The organism is Ignavibacteriales bacterium (assembly GCA_026390795.1).
GTDB lineage: Bacteria > Bacteroidota > Ignavibacteria > Ignavibacteriales > Melioribacteraceae > Fen-1258.
In genome coordinates, this window is record JAPLFG010000003.1 from 182246 (window position 1) to 204925 (window position 22680).

20 protein-coding genes and 1 tRNA gene are annotated in these 22680 nt (G+C 34.8%); 1 reads left to right on the forward strand and 20 read right to left on the reverse strand.

All coding sequences use genetic code 11. The features are described from left to right. Nucleotides 1-5: 5 nt before the first annotated feature. From NTX65_04285 to NTX65_04320, 8 genes are all read right to left on the reverse strand, one after another. On the reverse strand, nucleotides 6-2579 hold the full coding sequence (locus NTX65_04285; GenBank protein MCX6168534.1) for an SPOR domain-containing protein: 2574 nt from the start codon (nucleotides 2577-2579) through the stop codon (nucleotides 6-8). Nucleotides 2580-2600: 21 nt separating this feature from the next. After that, a complete protein-coding gene (locus NTX65_04290) occupies nucleotides 2601-4190 on the reverse strand; it encodes a hypothetical protein (GenBank protein MCX6168535.1) in 1590 nt (529 codons plus the stop codon). Beyond that, the gene (locus NTX65_04295) at nucleotides 4187-7153 is read right to left on the reverse strand and encodes a tetratricopeptide repeat protein (protein ID MCX6168536.1); all 2967 of its coding nucleotides are present in this window, start codon (nucleotides 7151-7153) and stop codon (nucleotides 4187-4189) included. Before NTX65_04295 ends, NTX65_04290 begins: the two co-directional genes overlap by 4 nt. Nucleotides 7154-7159: 6 nt before the next feature. Further along, entirely contained in the window at nucleotides 7160-7960 is an 801-nt protein-coding gene (locus NTX65_04300; GenBank protein ID MCX6168537.1) for a DUF92 domain-containing protein, read from the reverse strand. Between the two features lie 163 nt (nucleotides 7961-8123). Further along, nucleotides 8124-8207: transfer RNA gene (locus NTX65_04305), tRNA-Leu, on the reverse strand. A 74-nt stretch (nucleotides 8208-8281) separates the two neighbouring features. Continuing rightward, nucleotides 8282-8764, reverse strand: a complete 483-nt coding sequence (locus NTX65_04310; protein MCX6168538.1) for a hypothetical protein — start codon at nucleotides 8762-8764, stop codon at nucleotides 8282-8284. Beyond that, nucleotides 8761-9384: a hypothetical protein gene (locus NTX65_04315; protein ID MCX6168539.1), complete on the reverse strand. Its 624-nt coding sequence runs from the start codon at nucleotides 9382-9384 to the stop codon at nucleotides 8761-8763. The genes NTX65_04310 and NTX65_04315 overlap by 4 nt, the downstream gene beginning before the upstream one ends. After that, nucleotides 9374-9940 carry an RNA polymerase sigma factor gene (locus NTX65_04320; GenBank protein ID MCX6168540.1) on the reverse strand — a complete coding sequence of 189 codons (567 nt, stop codon included), beginning with the start codon at nucleotides 9938-9940 and terminating at the stop codon, nucleotides 9374-9376. Before NTX65_04320 ends, NTX65_04315 begins: the two co-directional genes overlap by 11 nt. A 115-nt stretch (nucleotides 9941-10055) precedes the next feature. On the opposite strand from NTX65_04320, the gene NTX65_04325 reads away from it, so the two are divergent. Further along, nucleotides 10056-10580: a periplasmic heavy metal sensor gene (locus NTX65_04325; GenBank protein ID MCX6168541.1), complete on the forward strand. Its 525-nt coding sequence runs from the start codon at nucleotides 10056-10058 to the stop codon at nucleotides 10578-10580. A 271-nt stretch (nucleotides 10581-10851) separates the two neighbouring features. Here NTX65_04325 and NTX65_04330 read toward each other — a convergent pair whose 3' ends face one another. The 12 genes from NTX65_04330 to NTX65_04385 all read right to left on the reverse strand — a co-directional run bounded on the left by NTX65_04330 (nucleotide 10852) and on the right by NTX65_04385 (nucleotide 22638). Further along, entirely contained in the window at nucleotides 10852-11565 is a 714-nt protein-coding gene (locus NTX65_04330; GenBank protein MCX6168542.1) for an SDR family NAD(P)-dependent oxidoreductase, read from the reverse strand. Continuing rightward, nucleotides 11565-12131: a GTP cyclohydrolase I FolE gene (gene folE, locus NTX65_04335; protein ID MCX6168543.1), complete on the reverse strand. Its 567-nt coding sequence runs from the start codon at nucleotides 12129-12131 to the stop codon at nucleotides 11565-11567. Before folE ends, NTX65_04330 begins: the two co-directional genes overlap by 1 nt. Continuing rightward, nucleotides 12128-12544, reverse strand: a complete 417-nt coding sequence (locus NTX65_04340; GenBank protein MCX6168544.1) for a 6-carboxytetrahydropterin synthase — start codon at nucleotides 12542-12544, stop codon at nucleotides 12128-12130. The genes folE and NTX65_04340 overlap by 4 nt, the downstream gene beginning before the upstream one ends. After that, nucleotides 12545-13006 (reverse strand): thioredoxin-dependent thiol peroxidase, encoded by a 462-nt coding sequence (bcp, locus tag NTX65_04345; protein ID MCX6168545.1) that lies wholly within the window; start codon nucleotides 13004-13006, stop codon nucleotides 12545-12547. It lies immediately after the preceding gene. Between the two features lie 69 nt (nucleotides 13007-13075). Further along, complete coding sequence (locus tag NTX65_04350) at nucleotides 13076-13558, reverse strand: redoxin domain-containing protein (GenBank protein MCX6168546.1); 483 nt, start codon at nucleotides 13556-13558, stop codon at nucleotides 13076-13078. 21 nt (nucleotides 13559-13579) lie between these two features. Beyond that, the gene (locus NTX65_04355; protein ID MCX6168547.1) at nucleotides 13580-13783 is read right to left on the reverse strand and encodes a dodecin domain-containing protein; all 204 of its coding nucleotides are present in this window, start codon (nucleotides 13781-13783) and stop codon (nucleotides 13580-13582) included. Between the two features lie 226 nt (nucleotides 13784-14009). Then, nucleotides 14010-16400, reverse strand: a complete 2391-nt coding sequence (locus NTX65_04360) for a DUF5686 family protein (protein ID MCX6168548.1) — start codon at nucleotides 16398-16400, stop codon at nucleotides 14010-14012. Between the two features lie 99 nt (nucleotides 16401-16499). Next, complete coding sequence (locus NTX65_04365) at nucleotides 16500-18641, reverse strand: TonB-dependent receptor (protein ID MCX6168549.1); 2142 nt, start codon at nucleotides 18639-18641, stop codon at nucleotides 16500-16502. Nucleotides 18642-18729: 88 nt separating this feature from the next. Next, nucleotides 18730-19269 carry a hypothetical protein gene (locus NTX65_04370; protein ID MCX6168550.1) on the reverse strand — a complete coding sequence of 180 codons (540 nt, stop codon included), beginning with the start codon at nucleotides 19267-19269 and terminating at the stop codon, nucleotides 18730-18732. A 101-nt stretch (nucleotides 19270-19370) separates the two neighbouring features. Then, nucleotides 19371-20555, reverse strand: a complete 1185-nt coding sequence (locus tag NTX65_04375) for an HDOD domain-containing protein (protein MCX6168551.1) — start codon at nucleotides 20553-20555, stop codon at nucleotides 19371-19373. A 286-nt stretch (nucleotides 20556-20841) separates the two neighbouring features. Continuing rightward, complete coding sequence (gene nuoF / locus NTX65_04380; protein MCX6168552.1) at nucleotides 20842-22164, reverse strand: NADH-quinone oxidoreductase subunit NuoF; 1323 nt, start codon at nucleotides 22162-22164, stop codon at nucleotides 20842-20844. Next, complete coding sequence (locus NTX65_04385; protein MCX6168553.1) at nucleotides 22165-22638, reverse strand: NAD(P)H-dependent oxidoreductase subunit E; 474 nt, start codon at nucleotides 22636-22638, stop codon at nucleotides 22165-22167. Nucleotides 22639-22680 lie beyond the last annotated feature (42 nt).

The following is a 22680-nucleotide window of genomic DNA, read 5'->3' on the forward strand; positions in this document are numbered from 1 at the left end:
GATATTTAAAAATTATTTTTTTTCAGAATTTCTTCAGCTTCTTTTTGAGTTTTGTAAGGTCCTAGTCGAATCCTATACCACATCCCGCCTTTCTGAGGTAAGTTCGCTTCAACTATAATTGCATTTGCACCAAGTTTTCGCAGCCGGCTTAATTCTTCTTCAGCCCTAGCACGGTTAGGCCATGATGATATTTGTAAATTATAGTTTTTGCCGTCGTAATAGACTCTATCACTCACGCGTGTCTCTGACGTAACATTTTTACCGCGGTCTTTATTTATGACATTGGCTGCCGATTGTTTTTCGGAAGGCGTAACTTTTGCTTTCTGCGCAGACTGCAGTTTAGCTGTTTCGTTTTTAATTGTCTCTAAGATTTGTTTATCGGTTGCATCCTTGATCGGTACAGGAGGAAAGGCTGTTCTTGGAAAATCATTTATCTCATATGGATTTGCAGAAGTATCTTTGTTCGTTTGTCCAATTTGTTCTGGAGTAAAAATGATTGCCGAATCATTCGCAGCGGTATTATCTTTTGCTTGTTGTGTTAGATTCGATTTATTTTGTGATTCTTTATTACTGTTTCCTTTTAGTATAATAAATACCACTATTGAACCGACAATAATAAATGAACCAAAAATTATTAGTGCCATTTTCCTAAAATAATTGTCTTTGTACTTTTCGCCCGGTTCGTTATCTGAAGTAGGATGTGTTTTATAATTGTTTTCACCATTCTCATCAATTAGTGTAATTGCCATTCTCTTTTCTTTGCCGCTCGAACGATCTTCTACAAATTCGTATTTAGCAGGAGGTCCGGAAAATTCAAGAACAACTTTTTTAAGGTTATTTCGATCAATAGTGCTTTTTTTGTCACTATTAGTGAATCTGTTTTTTGGTCTCTCATCAATATTAAATTCTCTCTCGAGAGTTTTTTCCAATTGATCAAATAAACCTTTGGTTGTTTCACTGTCATTTAAATAATCATCGGTAAGTTCAAGACCGCCGCCGGTTTCTCCAATTTCGTCAATCATCTCATATTTTAATTCTTCTCCAACAACTTTCGGAATTCCAAATTCTTCCCGAAGTTCATCACCCCAGTTCCATTCAACTTTCTGGTTATCATTATCAGAAAGAGTTTCATCATCAATTTCCTCTGTCTCCTCACCGTCATTCCATTTACTGACATGTTCAATTAACTGACTATTTTGTTTATCTGATTCATCAGATGGAATTTCAACATTCACTTTCTCTGTTTCTATTACTTCACTTTTAATTTCATGTTCATTTTCATTGCCGGAATTTTCTTCTGTTTCTTGAGAGGAAATCACTTCATCGTTAATTTGGTGAAGTTCTTCAAAAATCGATTTTTTACCTTCTTCTATTTCACCAGCAGGGGTTTCAGCATTCTCTAAACTGCTCTCTATTTTCTCATTTGAAATTTCATGTCCGGTTTCTTCTAATAAATCCGCGTTAAATTCTTCAGAGGAAATCACTTCGTCCTTTATCTTATGAAGTTCCTCAAAAGCAGAAATATTTTGCTCATGCAATTCATCATCATAATTATCAATTTTATTTTTATCTTCTTTTAGTTTTTCATCAGCTAGAATTCTGTCGATTGTTTCTTTTATCGGAACTATGTTCTCATCTTTAACATACTCATCACCACCGCTAATATTCGTTTCAGACATTGTAGAAGTTGCCCCATCCATCAATTCAGCAATTGTAATTTGCTGATTATGACTGTCTTCGTATTTCATTTTTTCTAATTCAGAAAAATCTTCATCCGAAGAAATAATTTCTTCCTCAATTCTAATTTCTTTTCCAATAGTAATAGTCTCCCCGGTTTTTCCCGAATCTGACTCACTTATATCTTCCTTTCGATCGGTTTTATTTTTTGAATCTCCAGTTCCATCCTGTGAATCATTATTTACAATAAATTGATTAAACTCTTCCGGCGGTTCAGATTTATCTATTCCAGGCAAAAGGGTCTCATAATTTTCTAATGTGTTTTCATGAGATTTATCTGGAACATCTTCTTTCTTGAATTTTAGATCTGAAGTTAGTTCGGAAAGCTGATTCTTTGTTTCTTCGCCAATTTCATCTTCATATTTACTTGGGGCTTTATAGTAATCATCCCAAATGTTAAAATTTGGAATTTGATCAGACTCGGTTAAAAGTTCTTTAACTCTTTCTTCAATCGATTTTTTCAACATTGCGTAAGATGTTTCTGTATCAGGCTGTTCATCAATTGACAATGGCAATAAAGGTTTCCCGACTCCTATGCTAAAAATATCCGAATCGAATTCAACTGTATTTTTCGTTTTTGGTTTTACATCAATAGTAAGATAGAGCTGACGGGCATCTTTTAAAAAATCTTCTGAGAGCGGAGAAAATATTAACGGACGATTTACATTCTTAAAGGATACCGTTTTTAACTGGAAGAATCCGATACGCGGAACCTTGATAGTAATATCTTCGAGAAGTATCTCGGAAATTTTATCTATAAAGATCTCAAACGCCAAATTTTTTTGAGATGCAGATACTCCGAGAACGTCGGCAACTTTCTTTTGTAATTGGGCTATCTTCATTTTAGTATTTATATATTTTGTCTACCAACGGTACTCAACTCCAAATAGAACATCAAATGGTTTTTCCTGATATTGCTTCCATACAAAGTTAGTTCGATTCAATATGTTTTGAAAGTCTGCTGTTAATTTTAATCCGGTGAATATTTCATAATTCAGAGTAAGTGAAATGTCGTTGTAATTATCAAGTTTATTAGAATTAGTAATATCTGTATAAACGTTAAACGCCATGGCATAACGAATTTTAAAACCCAGACCAAAATAAAAATTATATCCGTAAGTAACAGATGTTGATAGTTCAGGTTCGTAAGGAATTATGTTATCAAACTGATCGGAAGCATTCTTGTATAGAAGGTTACCAAATATATATCCGTATTGTTCCGGATATACTTTTAAATTTATTCCAGCTGAAATAATTTTAGCATCTGGTAAAACGCTTAAATCAAATTTCCCGGCATTTACCGCATCATCATAATAGAAATAGTTACTTACTTTAGAATACACACCTTTAAATGAAAGCGAGAATGATTTTTCGTATTCATATTTAATTAGAACATTAAAGTCGGTTGTGTATTTTGAAAAGATATTATCAATTAAACCGGGATTGAAATAAATATTCCGCTTAAGGAAATCACTTACGTTAAAATATTCCACGTGAGGATTAAAACCCGCGTTGAGTGTAAGACCTTTATCCAATTTATATTCAAGTGAGCCGAATGGAGCAAAAAATGAATTTGACGAGTTAGCCGCATAATTAATTCCAAGAATAAAATTTAGTGTGTTATCTGGGAATACTTTTATGTAACCTTCCGTTGAGTAAAAATTATAACTATCAATACCACTAAGGTTGTTTGTAAGTTTTTGCATTGAGAAAGAGCCGTTTATCCCCGCAACAAAGTTATTCTGCTTGAATTCGAACAAACCTTTGGATGAGAAGTTTGTTTCTTTAAGTTTATTTTCGTTAAGAGATAATATATTACCGTTGAGTTCAAAACCAAAATTAACCCAGCGGTTATATGAACTCGCTAAAGAGAAAATTGCCGAACCCTTATTGGTTTCCCTCAAAAGTGTAGGAGTCTGTGAAGCAAATAATTTGTAAGAATCGCGGATGTAATCAGCGGCAATTTTTAATTTAGCTCCGGGAAGAAAATCTGATTTTGTACTTAAGAAAACATCATTGCGCATCGCCACACCAGAATTGTTATAACCGGCATTAGGAATATATTCCTTTATGTTGGAACCCCAAAGTCTGGCGTTGACAAGATAATTCTCGTATGATTGATTTAGAACTAAGTCACCGACGGGTAAAGAGTAGTTTCCAATCTGAACTTTCAATGTACCGTTTACAAAGTCGTTGAATTTTTTAATCTCCGGTCTAACCGGAACAGGGTCAGATGAAATTAGTAATGGGAGTTCTTCTGGTGCGATTTGCGGAGTAAAAAAATCCCTTGATAATGTTGAAATAAAATCCGGTTTCTTTTTGACTGCAATAGGAACATTAACGTTTTGTTTTCCGGTAATTACAAAATCCGGGAGTTCAATGTTTTGCTGTTCAGTCTGCGCGAACAGCAGGCTGGATAATAAGACAAAAATTGTTATTGTTATTTTTTTCATAGCTGATTCATTTTTCTTTTTGCTTCAGTTGCCAACTCACCGGTTGGATGTTTGCTTAAAACTGCTCTGTACATTTCCCGAGCTTGTTTCTTGTCTTTCAGCTTAACGTAACAATCACCTAACATCAACAATGATTTCGAATACCACTCATCATAAGCGCCATAAACAGAACGCACCCGAACTAATGCGCTTATGGCATCTTCAATTTTATTCTGGTTGAACAGCGATACGCCGTAATAATATTGCGCTTGCGCACCGATGTCGTCCGTTCTTTTATCACCGACTTCTTTTAACAATGCTTGAGCTTCTTCGTAATTATTCTGTTTCAATTTCAGAATGCCTAATTCAACTTTTGCTTTAGCGGAAAAAATTGATCCCTCGTAATAATTGATTATCTGATCATAAATAGATGCCGCTTCGGCAATTTTGTTATCTTTTACTTCATTAACTCCTTGTAGAAATAAAAGCTCGGGTACCCGGTTTGAGGTTGGTACCGCATCGGAACTTTCTTTTAACACACTTACGGCAGCAGAGAATTGATTCTTGGAGGAATAAATATTTGCGAGTTCGATAGCCGATGAAATTCCGATATCGGATTTTGGTGAACGTGCTTTAGCAAACGTAAAATTATTTATTGCCTCGGTTTCATTTTTCATATTAGCGGCACTTTTCCCAATCCAGTAATATGCATTCGCTATCAATGTGCTGCTGGGATACTTATCAATAAATTCTTTATAAATTTTCATAGCTTCATCATATTTCTGAATGCTGTAGTATAGATCGCCCTTTTTAAAAAATAATTGGTCGTTGTATTTTGAACTCGGGTTTGCCGCAATGAATTGATCGATAAAATTAATTGCTTGTTCCGGTTTCCCTTCGGCAACGTACGCATACTGGATTCCGCTAACCGCATCAAATATATATTGTGTATTTGGATATTCAGTTAATACTTTGGAATAAAACACAATCGAAGAATCATACTGCCCGAGATTGAAATACGAATCTCCAATTGAATAATAAGCTACCGGTTTTAAGTTAGACCGAGAAGACGATTCGATCAATTTCATATAACTTTTAATTGCTTCATCGAATTTATTTTGCTGAAAATTAATCCAGCCAATTACATATTGCGATTCATCACGATACTTTGAGCGTGGAAATTTTTCTTGAAGGTTTTGGAACACTTCAATTGCCTCGCTCGCTTTTCCCGCTTTGAATAACGATTGACCGTATTGGTAATAAGCCAAATCGTTATTGAGATCAACTTTTTCCTTAGAAAAGATTTCCCGGTAAATACCGCTTGCCTTGTCAAAATTTTTATTCCCAAAATAGCTGTCCGCAAGACGGAGTTTCACTTCGTTTATATTTTTATCGGATTTATATTTTGCTAAAAATTCATTGAAATAATAGATCGAATTAGGAAAATCTTTCAAATTGAAATACGAATACCCTTTACCGAGAACAGACTGCCTAATTAAATCTTCGGAAGATGATTTAATTGAGTTATAATTTTTTAGTGAAGCAGCATACTGTCCTTTGGAAAAATATGATTCTGCTAAATAAAAATTAACTTTATCGTTTTCAAAATTTTTAGCTCGTAGTTTCAATTCTTCCAAATTCTTTATTGCTGTGTCATAATTGTTTAAGTAATATTCCGATACTGAAAGCCCGAATAGCGCCCTATTATTAAGTTCAGATTGATTCGATGTCAGCTTTAGGGCTTCAGAAAAGTATTTTTTCGCCTCATCAAATAATTTTCGGTTTAGGCGGATTTCGCCAAGCAGGGTATAAGCTCTGCCGCGTGTTGGCTTATCTTCCGAAATAGTCGCATTAAGTAAAGCCTTCTCTGCATCTGCTGTATTACTGTTGTTGAATAACAAAGATCCGATTCCAAGCTGTGCTTTGGATGCTAAAGGATGCTCGGGATATTTTTCTATAAGAAGTTTAAATATTGCATTTGCCGAATTGATATCTCCAAGATACCGTTTACACTCACCGCTCCAATATAACGATTGGATTTTAAGTGAATCGCTTGGATTTTCGGATAGTTGATTAAAAATTTTATATGCTTCATCATACTTATTTTGCTGAAAATAGATCCACGCCAGGCTAAAATTTATTTTATTCTTTATCGATTCGTCTTCCGGATTGTTGAGTAGATTGGTATACACTTGCTCGGCATTATTATAATCTTTCAATCTACTATAAGAACTTGCCAAAAAGTATTTTGCTTCAATTAATTCCTTCGGCTGTAATTTATTAACTAAAGGATCGGTCAATTCGAGAATTGCATTATCATAATCCTTCAGAATAAAGTAGCAGACTCCAATTCTCATCTGAGATTTGGGAGCCATCGGATCGTCTTTGTAATAAGCAAGTAATTCATCATAACTTGCAACAGCAAGCGAGTAATCATTTGTTTTTTCATAAACTTGACCGAGCGAATAGTAACTATTAACAATAAACCTATTTGTTAGTTTTTGAGATATCGCTTCTTTAAAATTTTCTATAGCATCTATAAATTTACTTTCGGCGAAGAAAGCTTCTCCAATCCAGTAGTATGCCGAACCGTAATATTCGCCATTCTTATATTCCATTAGTAAAGTTGAAAGCCGTTCACGGGCTTTACGATATTCCCCCTTTTGAACATAAATTGTTCCCAGTTTATATAAAGCGGCGTCTCGGTAATTGGAATATTTATATTGATCAATAAAGGATTCAAGTTCACTTGCGGCACCATCCAGCTGGTTTAGATTAAGTAAACAATCCGCAGAATAAAATTTTGCGGAAGCAAGATTTTGTTCATCAAGTTTATTTTCAGAAATAATCTCTTTGAATATTTGAAACGCTGTTCCAAAATTATGATCATTATAAAAACCGACAGCTGAGGAAAATTTATCGCTTATCTGCTGTGCGGAAATAGAGGCCGTAATTAATAAAATGATTAATATTTTTTTTCTCATGATTATTCAGAATTTTAATAGACTTTTCAAAATGACGATTAGGACTGCACCCATGATTCCAGTGAATAAATTAACAACATCGTTGTTAATCCAGCCGATCCCTCTCAACCGATTCGTTCTTATACCGCAATGAATTTTTCTCTCAGTTACTTTATTACACACAAGACATACATATTGCACTTGAACAGAAGCACCCAGAATGCTGTCAAAAAGACTTCCCAAACACCCTGCCAATAAAATTAAAATTACAAATTGAATATAAGAAATCTCTACCCATCCAATCGCCGAAAGTGCGATGCAAAGAGATCCCAGCAATGAGCCAATTAAACCAATGAATGAGATTCCTCCGGAAGTTCCCTGTTCAACGGGCTTCAGATTTATTAGATTATACGTAGCAGTTTTTCTCCAAGTTCCAAATTCAGTAGCCCATGTATCCGCACAAACCGATGATAAACTTGCAATATAAATCAAATAGAAAAGCTCATTGTTAGAAAATGTATTTAAAAGTACAAGAATTCCGCCTATTCCGCCATTTGCAATTACTTGGAGATAATCGCGAGCACCATTTTTCTCAAAATAATTTCTCACCTCTTTATTTTTTTGATTATTATATTTTGTAAGAATGCTCGATGAAATAAAAAATATGATAATAGGAATGGACCATTTCATACCTCCGAAATCAAAGATCAATTGAGCCAGAATAAATGTGGCTATTGCCCCGCTCCACGTCAATAATCTCATTCTATACGAGAGATATGAGATCAACGAGGCGAAGAACAATCCTATTAAATAATTTTGAAATAGCATGTACTTAAGGAATTCATGATCAAGCCGAATTGAGTTAATAATGTCATAGAATTTTTTCTCGACATTATGAATCGGAAAAATTTTTAGTGAAAATAGTCAAATCATATTGTATCTAAAAGTGAATTTCAATGGTATTAAGTGGGGAATGTGAGGTAAATCTCAGTGCGGAAGAGGGGACTTGAACCCCTACGCCCTAACGGGCACTACCCCCTCAAAGTAGCGTGTATACCAATTTCACCACTTCCGCAAAAATCTGAGCCAAAAATATCCCAGAACTAATCAAAATGCAATAGCATACACGGAAGAATTGTTTAAATGGTATTAATCATTCGGTCGTTGTCGCGCGCGCCCCATCAATGTTTCTCTAACTTGCTTTCGGAACCTACTTTCGAACACTACCAATTTGGCAATTTGTTGCGGAGTTAGAATATCACTTAATGATTTTAAGAAATTTCCTCTTTCGGTTGTAATACGTTCTTCCAAAGCCATAAGTTTGCTTACTTGATCTTTATAAATCGCATCGCTTTTCTGAGTATTATTATTTATCTCATCTTCAATTTTCCTCAATGCAGTATCTCGTTGATCAAGAAAATCCCTTACCTTTACTTGATTTTCATGCCTTCTTGCAAAGAACCGTACCGAGGTCTCCTCATTAAGTCCTAAAGCATCGATCAGTTTCAATTTTTCCCATTGCTCAATTCGTTGAAGTGGTTTTGAATCTTTTCCCATCTTCATTCTATTTTGTGCGATTATAGAAGAAAAGAATAAACAAGTTATAAGAAAAGGTAAAAATACTTTTTTCATTTTATCACCTTTTGAGCGTTTGCTGAATTTAATTTTTCATATACTATTTCCAATTCTTTATCGGAAAGCCTGTTTAATGTTGAATAATCTTCTGAAACCGGGTTGTCTATTAATTTTGTATATGACTCGCTGTTAATATCCAAATCGGACGGGATTTGAATATTAAGTTCATCGTTGTTCGGTGTTAAAAGGTCATCCGCTGGATTACTTTCCAGGTCAGCAAAATAGTTGTCAGAGACATCATGATCGGAAAAATTATTTACAACTTCATTAGCCAAATCTTTATAACTCGCATCGAAATTTTGTTTTGGATTTACCATCAATAAAGTGAAAACGAGTATCGCTGCCGCAGTCGGTACAGTATAGTAAACAGTCTTCCACGAAAAAAATTTATTTCTTTTTTCCATTTTTTTATGAATGCGGGGTAAAAGATTTACAAAATATCTTTCATCAACCGGTGTAGATTCTGCCATCACCGCATTATTAATTTGATTCTTTATCAAATCGAAATAATTTCTAAGCTCTTCCGAATTTGACAATTCCTTCTCAAATTCAGCCCGTCCATTAAGATCCATCAATTCCGATAGATACTTAAGAATTCTATCATCATTATTTTTCATTTGACAACTCCAACACTTTCTTCAATGCATGAAAATAATTCGCTTTTAATCCACCAATACTTTTACCCGTTATTTTGGAAATCTCCTCATATGTCAGCTGATCGTAATTTCTCATAATAAATATTTCTCTTTGCTTAGGAGGAATTTTTTGTAAAATTTTTTCGACTCTTTCCAACTTTTCCTTATTGGAATAATCTTCTATAATGTCAGTGTTATCTTTTAATTCGAAATCATTATCTGCCGAGTCAATAGAAAAAAATTTCTGTATTTGTCTCTTACGGATCTGATTTAGACTTCTTGTGCTCACAATCTTATAGATCCATGTATAAAGAGAGCTGTTAAAATTAAAACTTCTCAATTTGTTAAAAAGAACTATCAAAACTTCCTGTGTTACTTCATCTGCTTCTAAATGATTACCTAACATTTGTCTCGCATGCCAATAAATTTTTTTCTGATATTTTTTAACAATCAAATTAAACGCGACTTCTTCGCCGGCTAAAAATCGATTAATCAGTTCAAAGTCGTTATCCTGCACAGTTCCCATACAATGTTTCATATTATAGACACATATTATACACAAGGGGTTTAACTAAACAATTAAACCCTGCGGGTATTACCTTTGTCAAAATAATGAAAAGAAAATATTTCAACATAATTAAAAAGAGGTCTTTATGAAAAAGCTAAGTATTTACTTCATCGGGTTGTTGCTTTTGGGAAGTTATTCGATTTTCGCGCAACCAGCCAAAGAAGGTCCTCCATTTGGACAAAGAGGAGACCGAATTAAAACGGCGTTAAAACTTACTCCGGAACAGGAAAAAAAGTTCGATGATCTGAAGTACCAGCATCAACAGGGAGTAGTAGATATTAATGCTAAGATTCAAAAAAACCGTCTTGAGTTAAAAAAGATGATTGCAGACGGAAATATTGATGATAAGAAAATTTTACAACTCGTCGAAGATAACAGTAAATTACAAGGTGATATTAAATACTCGGCAACAAAACATTGGCTAGATGTTTACAAGATTCTCAACGATGAACAAAAAGCTATTTTCACAAAATTTGTTTCTCGGATGACTGATTCCAGAGCAGGTATGGGAAGGATGAAAGCAGGTATGAGAAATTGGATGGGTAGAAAAGGATCCGGAATGATGATGCAACATGGAAAAGGAATGCCAAAACAAGATGAAATGAAGTGATAAAGCCATTGTTAAAAACAAAAACCCTCGTGAATTTTAACGAGGGTTTTTGTTAATATTATTGACCGATATTAATTTATAGCCGCTTAAATCCTTTTGATAAACTCCCAAGTATCAACAAAGCCGATGCGAAAATAAAACCGCCAACTATTGGTGAAATTACCTGTGTTAGTAATAGAATTGCAATCAAAACACAAATGCACAAATAAATTAATTTAGCTGGTTTACCTCTCATATTTATCTCGCATCATTACAATATATAATCATCCAATTATAAATCACCTTTGATGGGGCGAATAATAAGTTCTTCAATGACCATATTGCTCTTTTCCGAATAAATCCGGAAAATAAGGTTAGCAATATTTTCGACACTCATCATTCTATCTGAATATTTTTTAAGTGTTCCTTCCGGCCAGATGTTTGTTGCGGTTGCGCCCGGTGATACATTAATAACTCTAATATTTTGATCACGAACTTCTTCACGCAACACGTTTGTATAAGCGTAAAGTCCGGCTTTGGAAGCAGAGTAAGCACTGCTTGCAATAAATATTTTTCGAGTGACAACTGAAAGTATATTTATAATCGTTCCGGATTTTTTATCAATCATTTCCGGAAGGACGGTTTTAATCGCGTATATGGAGCCGAGAAGATTTACCTGGATAATTTTCTCTATTTCTTCAATTGAATCATCAACAGCATTTTTAAAAGAAGTAGTCCCGGCATTATTTATGAGGCAATCAATTTGGAATTTAGAAGAAATTTCATTGTGGAATTCTATCAATGAATCGAAACTGGAATGATTTAGTTGATGTCCCTCAAAGTTTTCACTAAACTCGCCTAAAGAAGATTTCAATTCATCTAATAAAGATTTTCTTCTTGCTGTGCCTAAAACAAAAACTCCATTCTTGGCAAACTCAATCGAAAGAGCTCTGCCAATTCCGGAACTTGAGCCTGTAATCCACACAGCTTTTTTTTTATCAGTCATCAAATTCGCTCTTGCGATATGAGCTTTAAGAATTCATTTCTTGTGCGTGCATCCTTCGTAAAAACACCGTGCATTGCGCTGGTTGTTGTAATTGAATTTTGTTTTTGAACACCGCGCATCATCATGCACATATGATAAGCATCAACAACAACAGCAACGCCGCGCGGTTTAACAAAAGTATCAATCGTATCTGCAATTTCCTTTGTCATTCTTTCCTGTACTTGTAACCGCTGAGCGAAAACATCTACAATCCGGGGAATCTTACTTAATCCAACTATTTTGCCATCCGGTATATATGCAACGTGAACCTTACCGAAAAATGGAAGAAGGTGATGTTCACACATACTATAAAAATCAATATCCTTCACAATCACCATTTCGTCATATTTTTCATCAAAAACAGCACCATTTAGAATTTCTTTAATGTCTTTATTATATCCTTGAGTAAGAAATTCAAATGCAGTTGCAACTCTGTTGGGGGTTCTTTTCAATCCTTCCCTATTTGGATCTTCACCAATTTCTTTAAGAATATTAAGTACACTATTTTCAATTAATTCGTAGTTCACAACTTTTCCTTACCTTTATATTCAACATAGTTATTTTCCGTTTCATAAAGTTTGACCGAGTAAAGTTTTCCGGAAGGAATTTTATCAATCAGCTGGTTCCAAATTCCGAGGCAAATATTTTCCGCTGTAGGAATTTTCCCACTCAAAAAATCAACATCCAAGTTGAGATTTTTATGATCAACTTTTTGAATCACATTCTCAATTATAATTTCTTTGAGTAGTTTAAGATCAATTACATAACCGGTTTCGATGTTGATGTCACCGACAATAATAACTTCCAGTGTGTAGTTATGCCCGTGTCCATTTAAGTTGCTGCATTTTCCAAAAATTCGTTCGTTCTCACTATCGGAAAAATTTGGATTAAAAAGACGGTGAGACGAGCTGAAAACTTCACGACGGGTTACATAAATCATTTATTCCCCTTTTATTGCATTCATCACTTCATCTACATGTCCCGCAACTTTAACCTTGGGGAAAATGTTTTGAATTTTTCCTTCTTCGTCAATTATAAAAGTAGTACGTTCAATTCCCATATATTTTTTACCGTACATACTTTTTTCTTTCCATACACCGTACTTTTCAACAACTTCTTTTTTTTCATCACTAAGGAGTGTGAACGGTAATTCATATTTGTCCGCAAATTTTTTATGAGATGCCGTTGAATCAATACTAATACCCAGCACAGTTGTTTTAATTTTTTGGAAATTTGGAAGCGCATCGCGAAAATCGCATGCTTCCTGCGTACAACCAGAAGTCATATCTTTCGGATAAAAATAGAGAACAACTTTCTTTCCTTTAAAATCATTTAAGGAAACATTTTTCCCGCTTCCGTCCAGAAGAGAAAAGGAAGGTGCTTTTTTCCCAATTTGCAACATATCTGAACTCCAGAACAGAATTGAGAAAGGAAGATTTTTAATCTTCCTTTCATTTTTACTTAAATGTAATTAAGATAATTTTTTCAAAGTCTCTTGAACTGCGTTGTAATTTGGTTCCTCTCCGGCATTTTCTAAAACTTCTACATACTGGAGAATGCCCTTCTTATCAATTACAAAAGCGGCACGTTTAGCCACTCCTTTAAGATCCCACTTTCCGGGAAGCCATAAATCGTAGAAGGCACCATACGCAGGAGCAACATCCTTATTGAAATCACTGAGCAATGGAAAATTAAATTTATATTTATCAACCCACAATTTTTGAGAGAAGGGACCATCAACACTTATTGCAAATACCTGAGCATTTAATCCTTCATAATCTTTCATACTATCTCTTGTTGAACATAGCTCTTTCTCGCAAACTCCTGTTCCAACAGCAGGAAAAAATAAAAGAACAACATTACTTTTTCCTTTGAAATCGCTCAAGGTAACTGCAGCGTTATTTGTGTCCTTCAAGGTAAAATTTGGTGCAATATCGCCTAATTTCAACGACATAAGTTTCTCCTTCCCTAAATATTAGTCATTAAGTTTTCGACCAATTCGAACTTTGATTTGGAATTCCACTTTGTCATCAGAAGTAACTCTGCCCCGTTCTTCAATAATTTCAAACCAGCCGACTTTTTTTTCGGCATTTGCTTCAAGAACTACATCTTTAACCGCTTGGGCAATACTTTCAGTTGATATTCCAACTCTTTCTATAACTTCGAATGTCTTTGACATATAAACCTCTATATATGATTGAAAAGTTCAATTAAAGTGAAAATTATCTAAATGCGTTATTAAAATAACTTATTCGGCGCTAAGATTAAAGAGAGGATTTTACAATACAAGGATGAGAGAATTAATTGCTATATAGCGGTCAGCTATTCTTCTTTAATATACAGTAAGATTGTTTTTGATCAGAGATGCGAAACAAAAATTTTGCTTATACATATTTTTTATAAAATCACAATACATTAGACAGACCAACTCTAATAACAAATTTGTCGTTAGATCCGTAGGAGAAATCAAGCCGAAGAACTCCTAAAATTTTGCCAAAGCTCAAATATGCTTCCCAATAAACAGAATTAAGATTGTTGCTGCTAAAGTAACTGTTTATAGTCCACATCTTAAGGAGATTAATCCCTGTAATGAAATCAATATTAAGATCGGTAAGAAAATTAAGACCGAGAGCTTGATACGGAACCGAGCGCCAGTTATGTTCGGCATGAATTGCAATCATTTTATCACCGTAATATTCGTAAGGAGATAATCCTTTGAATGATAAGAATGGAGAATAAATATTAAGAGCTGTATTCGGGGTGAAACGATGTTGCGGCCAGAAATCTCCTAAAACAAATCCTCCTTCCATTCCTAACAAGAAGTATGGGGAAGAAAACAATTCTTCATAAAGAGTTTTGGTAGTGATTTGAGAGATAAATCTTAGACGCTTATAATTAAAGTCACTTCCCAAAATAGGATTTGATACATCGAGTTGAGCTATAAAGCCGTCACTCGCTATCGGCTGATATTCATTCGGGTTCTTCCCTATCCGAATATTAAATGATATTCTATTATCATTTCCTTCTGCAATAATTGGATTAACTCTTACAATTCTATTTGTATTAAAAAGGCTGTTGTACTTAAGCTCCGGCAGAGATTCCTGTTTATCGAAAACAAATTTTATATTCGATAAAATATTTGCGCCGAAATATTTTCCAAATCCAAGACTGAAACTTCTTGATCTGTAATAATTAAATTGATCATTGAAACCGAGCAATACATTGGCACCGTTAAGCCAATCGGGATAAGGATTGAGCATCTGCCACTGTACAGCTTCATCAAACAATTCTAATTCAATATTGTCAATAATAAAATTCTTTGGACTGTACGAAACATTTGTATTCCACTCAAAATTCTTTCTTCCGAATGCGTACCCTAAATTAACTTTATATTTTATTGAGTTATCAAACATATCATTGCCGTAATGACCACCCAACAATATTCCATCCACTCTATTGTCTCTGAAACTAAGAACTGAAAATACTTTTCCAACATACTTGAGCAAACCGCTATCCGAACTACTATTCTGATCCTTATTTACTGCATCCTTGACAAGTCCACCAAATACACCGGTAAATTTAATTTGAGTAACAACCGTTTTTGTACTATCAAGTTCATTGTACGCTTTCAATTCATCACCGGTAAGAGGGATAGGTCGAAGAGAATCAATTTGCGTTCTACTTAACATATCTGTCTTAACATATTTATTTTTTTTATTCTTACTGGAATCATCTTTAATAGTTGAATAAAGATTATAAATCGAATCCGGGATAGTTGGATTGATTTTATAATTTGTGAACATACTGACCTGGTTCATGGAAATAGCGTCGGTTCCTATCAATCCGGCAAAGCTGAATTTTAGACCGGATTCAACTTTGAAATATGTAGGGAGCCAATAATTATTAAAACGGTCTCTGTTTTGAATGAACTCTATTTTCAGATCTTGAACATATGGAAACCTTAAGCCGTCGTTGTTCTTAAGGTCAACATTTTTCAATGAGTAAGTCGAATCTTCAATTACAATTTTTCCTTTAAGAAGAGGTTGTATTTTGGATTTAGGAATCACTTCGATATAACACTCATGAACGGATCCGGATTGCTTCACTTCCAGAAGTTTGTAATCGTACCAATCAAAAGCATTCTTTGCAAGAGGAAGAAATACTTTGTTACCTATGATTGACAATGTATCGTCTGCAAAGTCAACATACATTTTATCAAGAATATTCTGATCAAAACTGAGAGCGTTTTTCTTTTCATTTTCTGATATATGCACCGAATGTGTAATTACTTTCTCCTTTTTATCCGGTCGGAAATAACCGGTAGAAAATCTTTCCGATACCATCGCAACATTCCCGGCAGAAAGAAAAATATCTTTGGAAAAGAAATCATACTCAATACTATTCAAACCGGCTCTATTTTGATCTTTCCTCTTGATTGCTTCTCTTACAATTCTGTATGCCGGGTCTTCATCGCTGCCAACAACGATTTCCATAAATTGAATCGGTTCCGGTTTCAGTGATACTTTTAATTCTTTGGAAACCGTAGCATCAATTTCCAGCACTTTCTTCTTAAAACCGACAACTGTAAAAATCAATTTTGACTTGCCCTTTGGTGGAATCAAAACAAACTTTCCTTCAACGTTTGTTGAAGTGCCTTGTGTTGTTCCTGCTATTCTAATACTTGTAAAAGGAATCGGTTCGTTAGATTCTTCGTTAAATACAATACCGGTTACTTTAAGGCTTTGTGAAAAAAGCGAAGAAACTATGAGGAGAGTTAATAAAAATATTCTTATCATACATTACTCTGGTCTTTGATACTATAGACGAATTTACTAACAACATTGTTACACCGAATAAAGTTAAGGCGAATCAAAATGATTCGCCTTAACTTAGAATTAATAACCAATTGAAATTGATAGAACAATATTTCTCGGCATTCCGGGTTCAAGAAAGACTGCTTCCTTGTTCACAATGTCCGGGTTGATAAATGCCGATGAAGCGTATTTAAGATCGAAAAGATTATTTGCCGTCAAAAATCCTCGTATTGTAAAATCACCCGCAATTACTATCGGTCTATTTAATCCAATTGTTGCGTTCAACACATTAAACGAAGGTACGGACAATGTATTCGCATCATCGACAAAATATTTTCCAATTCCGTTTAGCCCAATAGAAATGAATGCGCCGTTTAGTTTGGATGGAGAGTAAGTTAAACCGAAGTTGTAAAACAATTCCGGTATTCCGGCTGCTTTATTACCTGAATAGTCTGCAAACTTTCCGGCTTTCTGCAAATCGTAATGGACCGAATCAACGCGGTATTCTTGATACTTATTATTAGAAAACGTGAACGCACCATTGAATGAAAAACCATTAGTGAATTGAATAGTTGTACCAAGTTCTATTCCGCTGCGCTCCGTTTTTCCGGCTGTAAAATAAAATCTTCCGCCCCGGTATGGAATAATATCATTCTTAACATTTATTAGATAAAGAGCAACATCGTAATAGACAGACCTAACAAAATCATTTTTTTCAAATGAGACCAAATGCTTTGTACCAAGTTCATATGTGGTAGAAACGATCGGTTCGAGGAGAGGATTGATCAAAAATACTTTGTCTTGTCCGTAAGTGCTTGACGGATCAGTTTCATTTCCCGCCGGTACTTCAATACCGCCGCCAAGATTTGCATATAGACTTTGAGTTTCTGATAAACGGTAAGTAATACCTGCTTTAGGTGTAATGCGCTCAAATATTTTAGATTGCAAACCATATCCGGAAGTTATAAAACTTTCGCTGTAATATGAAATCATGTCGTATCGCCCGCCAAAAATCAAACTTAGTTTTTCATTGAGCACGACTTCATCTTGTACAAACGCACCGAAGGTATTGGCACCTTCCCTCTTGTTATCTTTAAGCTCATTGCCTCGTGAGTTTGTTGAAGATAAACTGTAAAATAAAATTGCACCATCTTGATAAGCTTCATCTACACCAACAACTAATTTATTTTGTATGGAGGATGAAAACGAAGAGTGATTACTGTAAATAAAATTTCCGCCAAGATGATAACGTGTAAAATCACGGAATGTACCTCGTTCCGAACGTTGTAAATATTTCGGATTTACAAAGATCATTCCTGAAATTCCGTTTGAATTGTCAAATTCATGGTTTAATGTCAACCCAACTTTTCCCAGACGGTTGAATCGTCTTTCGTCTCGCTGTTCATAAATAAGATTAGATTGAGTAGGATCTGCATCAAATTGTTTTTGTGTAAGTGGTCCTGGGATATGAAACATATTCGAAGTTCCCGAGACAAATAAACCTAGTTTTGTTACGTCATTCAAAAATGATACAATTCCGAAATTAAGAAGTGTTCTAAAACTACTTGAATGTTTTCTCCATCCTTCTAAATTACTATTAGAAAAGGATGAAAATATTTTTCCATTCCGGAAATTCGCATTACCAATTAGTTGAACTTGATTGAAGCCAAAACTTCCTGCAATTGTACGAAGAGAATAAACGTTTTCAGTCCCGGTTGGAACTGTTGATAAATTTACAACACCGCCTGCAGCATTTCCCCAAATTGCGGAAGCATTAGAGCGAATAACCTCTATGTTATCAGCAATACTCAAGTCAATCTGATCGAATGATGTTCTTCCGTCAGGTTCAGTTTCCGGAATTCCGTCAATCATTACGCGTATACCGCGTGATGTTCCGGAGTTTGACCGATCGCCAGCACCACGTGCACCAAATCCTCGTATTACAAGCCTGACATCTTGATTTCCCGAACGTGATTGAGCTAAAACTCCCGGTATTGTTGAAAGCGCTTCGTCCAATCCGTATCCGCGTAAATTTTTCAGCTGTTTTGCTTGAAGTATTGTAACTGCGTAAGGAAGTTCTAAAATTTGTTCTGCATACCGAGTTGCCGATACAGATATTTGTTTAAGCTCGTATGTCAAAGTATCCGGCTGAGAACTCGATATTGCTTGCTGTGCATTTATAAATGGAGTCACTGCAATTAATAGCAATAATAATTTTTTCATTATCTAATCCTATTTTCAGTTATAAGGAGGAATATTATTTCCTATTCAAATTTTATGAATAGAATTGCACTGAATATATCTAAGTTTACTAAAGATTAGACTTTGGAGGAGGCGTCAATATTTTTGAAATATCTAAAAGATAGCTGCTTGCGAGGAAGATTGGATAAGATGTTTTATGAAACGGGGAAATGAGAGTAATCTTTTCCTTTTCGTTTGTGTTTTGTATTTGTTGATTAAATTGTATTTGAGTATTGGTTACAGATCTGTGGTTTATATTTTTTTGAAGATTATTTGAAAATTCTTTTTCAAGTTTATCTTCTTTTTCATCATGGATACAATAGAACGTAATTACATCCAAGTGTCGTTCTACTTTTACCAGATCATACATCTTGCCATCATATCGTATCTCTCTGTTATTAATCCTTTCTATTCCTATTCCACTTTCCAGTTGTGAAATTGAGACGGAAATAACCTCGACTTTCTCATCACCTTCCAACTTTATTACCTTTTCAAAAGCATTTTCTTTTGTATTCTCTACTTCAAGAATGAAATAGATTATAAATCCAAACGAATTGAATGCGAATGCAAGCGCTATTAAAAACAGAAAAATATTTTTTAATCTGTTCATTTACATTTTAGTTGAGAAATATTTCTCTATAAAAATACAAAAGGCGAATCAAAGATTCGCCTCGGTTATAGAATTATTATATAAAAAAATAATTTATGGTTTTATATCTCTAATTGAAGTGTGTTTCTTTCATCTGATTTTAGGAGCTGATCCCATTCATTGTATTTTTCGAGACCAAATGATTTGGAAATGTTCAACGACATGTCTTCAAATCTATTGGTAAACGAGTTTGCTATAAAAACGGCTTCATTCAATGAAACGGCACTCCCTTTTATAATACTTGGATCGTGATGCGAGGCAACAGCATCAATAATTTCATCGCGGAAACCCCATAATTTCAAAATATAAACGCCGGTATTAATATGTGAAACCCCAAATAAATTTATTTCTACTTCGGGTGAATTAAAATCATGAAGACAATTGAAATAAGTTTTCTGCTTTTGTTTATCATTCAATTGCAACAAGACTATTTTGCCAATATCATGAATTAGCCCGGAGATATAAGCAAGTTCAATTTGTTCTTTATCACCGGACTCTTTTTCCATAATTGCCTTTGCAAGTTTGGCAACGTTCATAGAATGTGCTTTGATTTCTTTAAGTCTATGCTTGGTTTCTTCCGAAACATTGCTTAAAGAAAAAATCTTAACATAGAGCACAAGAGTTTTAATAATATTTATACCCAAGAAATTGATCGCCTGTAAAAGATCAGTAACACCGGATGGAATGTTGAAAAAGGATGAATGGGCAATATGAAGGACGCGGGCAACAACTAAAGGGTCTCTCTGAATTATCTCCGCAATTTTGATCATTGAAAGGGAGGATTTGTTAATCTCTCTTTCAAGCTTTTGGTAAATATCTGGCAATATTGGAATAGCTCCAATTCCATTAATTTTTGAAACTAATTTCGCATCTAAATTAATCTTTAGAAGATTTCCTAATTCGGTAATGGTTACTAGGAGCTTGTTAGAATCCAAAGGAGTATTAACAAATCTATGCACACTTTTAGCAAGGAAAATCGTTCTTTCTTTATCAAAAGGCGTTGATAGACAAACTCTAAAAACTTTTGGAAAGTTTGTTTGAAGCAGACTTAAAAATTCAGAGTTATTCAACCTAGGAGTACTGAAATCGGTCACAACGATATCAACATCATTTCTTGATACAAAATTTATTGCTTCTACATTGTTCCGTACGAAGAAAAATTCAATCTCCTTATTAGTCAATTCAATTTTTTCAATTTCTTGAATTGTATCAGGTAAGACAGCCACAAATAATACTTTTACATTCATTATATTTTCCGAATCAGATATTTAAACTCTATAAAGTGAAAAAACTATAAAGTTAGACGATCATTAGAACAAAATGTTCATATGTATTATCGAGAAAACTCTACTAAATTTTAGAACTAAAGAAAATTTTTATTTAACGTAAAATTTTCTTGTATCCAAGATCCGGCTCTAAAAAGTGTTTGGTTAGATCTCTTTCTGAAGAAGATTTAATAAGTATGCTATTCGATATAAAAGTGGCTGGTACTGAATTTATCAAGCTATTAAATAAAAATTTATTCTTTCAATCCTATTTATATAAATCTGCTAAAGGTGTAGCTGTTTCTCTCATAGAGTGAACTTTATTTGGGACCGGAATGGAAATCTCTTTTTTAACATACTTTTCAAATTCATCTCTGAACCGGGTAATCATAAACTTGACAGGCCAAGCCGCTGCATCACCTAATGCGCAAATTGTATTTCCCTCAATATTATTAGCAACACTTATAAGAAGATCTAAATCTTGAGATGTTCCGTTTCCTTCATCAATTCTGCGCAAAGTCTTTTCCATCCAGCCTGTTCCCTCTCTGCAAGGTGTGCATTGCCCGCAACTTTCATGATGATAAAAATGAGCAATGCGGATCAATACTTTTAATAGATTAGTATCTTCATCCATCACCATCACACCGCCGGTACCGATTGCAGAGCCGGCTTCCTTGAGAGACTCGGCATCCATTCTGATACTTTCAAGCTGTTCACCGCGTAATGGAGGCATTGATGATCCACCCGGGATGACACATTTAATTTTTTTGTTTCCGGGAACTCCGCCTGCAACATTGTAGATCAAATCAGTTAGTAGTGTTCCAGATGGAAATTCATAAACACCGGGTTTATTAACATGCCCGCTAATTCCGAATAAAATTGTGCCGGGATGTTTCGGCGCACCAATTTTCGAAAACCATTCCCATCCATTCTTTATAATAGCCGGAATGTTTGTAATTGTTTCTACATTATTAATTGTTGTAGGACTACCCCACAATCCGCGTTGTGCCGGAAACGGCGGTTTAACTCGAGGATAACCCCTCAATCCTTCTAAGGAATTCATAAGAGAGGACTCTTCACCGCAAATGTAAGCGCCCGCACCTTTATGAATAAAAAGATCGCAGCTGAAATCGATTCCGAAAGTTTCTTTCATCTTCTCGCCAACAAATCCGCGGGCATAAGTTTCATCAACGGCTTTCTGCATCAGCTTAATCCATTTATGATATTCACCGCGGATATAGAGATATGCAACCTTTGCACCAATAGCGTAACATGTTATAATTGCGCCTTCGATAATCTGGAATGGATTGTCTTCAAAAATTTGTCTGTCTTTAAATGAACCGGGTTCGCTTTCATCGCCATTAATACAGAGATACTTCGGCTTATCGGTCGTCTTAGGCATGAAACTCCACTTTAGACCGGCGGAAAATGCAGCGCCGCCTCTACCGCGCAATCCGGATTTTTTTACTTCATCTATAATTTCATCCGGAGTTCTGGTAAATGCTTTTTTGGCAGATTCAAATCCGCCGTTATCAAGATAAACTTCGATCTGATTAAAATCCGGTATTTCGGGAAGGACAATTTTTTCCATTTATTTCAGCGAGTCTAAAATTTCAAAAACTTTTTCTTTATTTAGATTTTCGAAGTAGTCTTCGTTTACAGCAATCATAGGCGCATAACCGCATGCGCCCATACATTCAACTTCTTCCAAAGAAAATTTTGCATCTGGAGAAACCTGCATGTGATCCAGTCCTAATTTCTCTTTTACCCCGTCAAAAATTTCATAAGCTCCGCGCAGCATGCATGAAACATTTGTACAAACTTGAACGTGGTATTTCCCCATCGGCTTTGTATGATACATTGTGTAGAATGTAACAACACTAAGTACATTAACTTTGTCAATACTGAGAACGCTTGCAATTTCTTCCATCACTTCGTTACTGATGTAACCGTTCTGTTCCTGGGCAATATAGATCGTATCCATTATAGCAGCTAATGCAGTAGGATATTTCTTCCGTGCGTTTTCTATTCTTAAAATATTTTCTTCAGTAAACTTAAATTCCATTTTCTCTTCTATTTTTTCTTGCTCTGAATCTTATTCATGTCG

What these genes read in the sequence shown, in the direction of transcription:
- NTX65_04365 (MCX6168549.1), bottom strand. Translation starts at nt 18,641, where the DNA reads ATGAAAAAATTATTATTGCTATTAATTGCAGTGACTCCATTTATAAAT.
- NTX65_04320 (MCX6168540.1), bottom strand. Translation starts at nt 9,940, where the DNA reads ATGAAACATTGTATGGGAACTGTGCAGGATAACGACTTTGAACTGATT.
- NTX65_04295 (MCX6168536.1), bottom strand. Translation starts at nt 7,153, where the DNA reads ATGAGAAAAAAAATATTAATCATTTTATTAATTACGGCCTCTATTTCC.
- NTX65_04350 (MCX6168546.1), bottom strand. Translation starts at nt 13,558, where the DNA reads ATGTCGTTGAAATTAGGCGATATTGCACCAAATTTTACCTTGAAGGAC.
- NTX65_04360 (MCX6168548.1), bottom strand. Translation starts at nt 16,400, where the DNA reads ATGATAAGAATATTTTTATTAACTCTCCTCATAGTTTCTTCGCTTTTT.
- NTX65_04325 (MCX6168541.1), top strand. Translation starts at nt 10,056, where the DNA reads ATGAAAAAGCTAAGTATTTACTTCATCGGGTTGTTGCTTTTGGGAAGT.
- nuoF (MCX6168552.1), bottom strand. Translation starts at nt 22,164, where the DNA reads ATGGAAAAAATTGTCCTTCCCGAAATACCGGATTTTAATCAGATCGAA.
- NTX65_04340 (MCX6168544.1), bottom strand. Translation starts at nt 12,544, where the DNA reads ATGATTTATGTAACCCGTCGTGAAGTTTTCAGCTCGTCTCACCGTCTT.
- NTX65_04355 (MCX6168547.1), bottom strand. Translation starts at nt 13,783, where the DNA reads ATGTCAAAGACATTCGAAGTTATAGAAAGAGTTGGAATATCAACTGAA.
- NTX65_04315 (MCX6168539.1), bottom strand. Translation starts at nt 9,384, where the DNA reads ATGAAAAATAATGATGATAGAATTCTTAAGTATCTATCGGAATTGATG.
- NTX65_04300 (MCX6168537.1), bottom strand. Translation starts at nt 7,960, where the DNA reads ATGCTATTTCAAAATTATTTAATAGGATTGTTCTTCGCCTCGTTGATC.
- NTX65_04375 (MCX6168551.1), bottom strand. Translation starts at nt 20,555, where the DNA reads ATGAATGTAAAAGTATTATTTGTGGCTGTCTTACCTGATACAATTCAA.
- NTX65_04385 (MCX6168553.1), bottom strand. Translation starts at nt 22,638, where the DNA reads ATGGAATTTAAGTTTACTGAAGAAAATATTTTAAGAATAGAAAACGCA.
- bcp (MCX6168545.1), bottom strand. Translation starts at nt 13,006, where the DNA reads ATGTTGCAAATTGGGAAAAAAGCACCTTCCTTTTCTCTTCTGGACGGA.
- NTX65_04370 (MCX6168550.1), bottom strand. Translation starts at nt 19,269, where the DNA reads ATGAACAGATTAAAAAATATTTTTCTGTTTTTAATAGCGCTTGCATTC.
- NTX65_04310 (MCX6168538.1), bottom strand. Translation starts at nt 8,764, where the DNA reads ATGAAAAAAGTATTTTTACCTTTTCTTATAACTTGTTTATTCTTTTCT.
- NTX65_04285 (MCX6168534.1), bottom strand. Translation starts at nt 2,579, where the DNA reads ATGAAGATAGCCCAATTACAAAAGAAAGTTGCCGACGTTCTCGGAGTA.
- NTX65_04330 (MCX6168542.1), bottom strand. Translation starts at nt 11,565, where the DNA reads ATGACTGATAAAAAAAAAGCTGTGTGGATTACAGGCTCAAGTTCCGGA.
- NTX65_04290 (MCX6168535.1), bottom strand. Translation starts at nt 4,190, where the DNA reads ATGAAAAAAATAACAATAACAATTTTTGTCTTATTATCCAGCCTGCTG.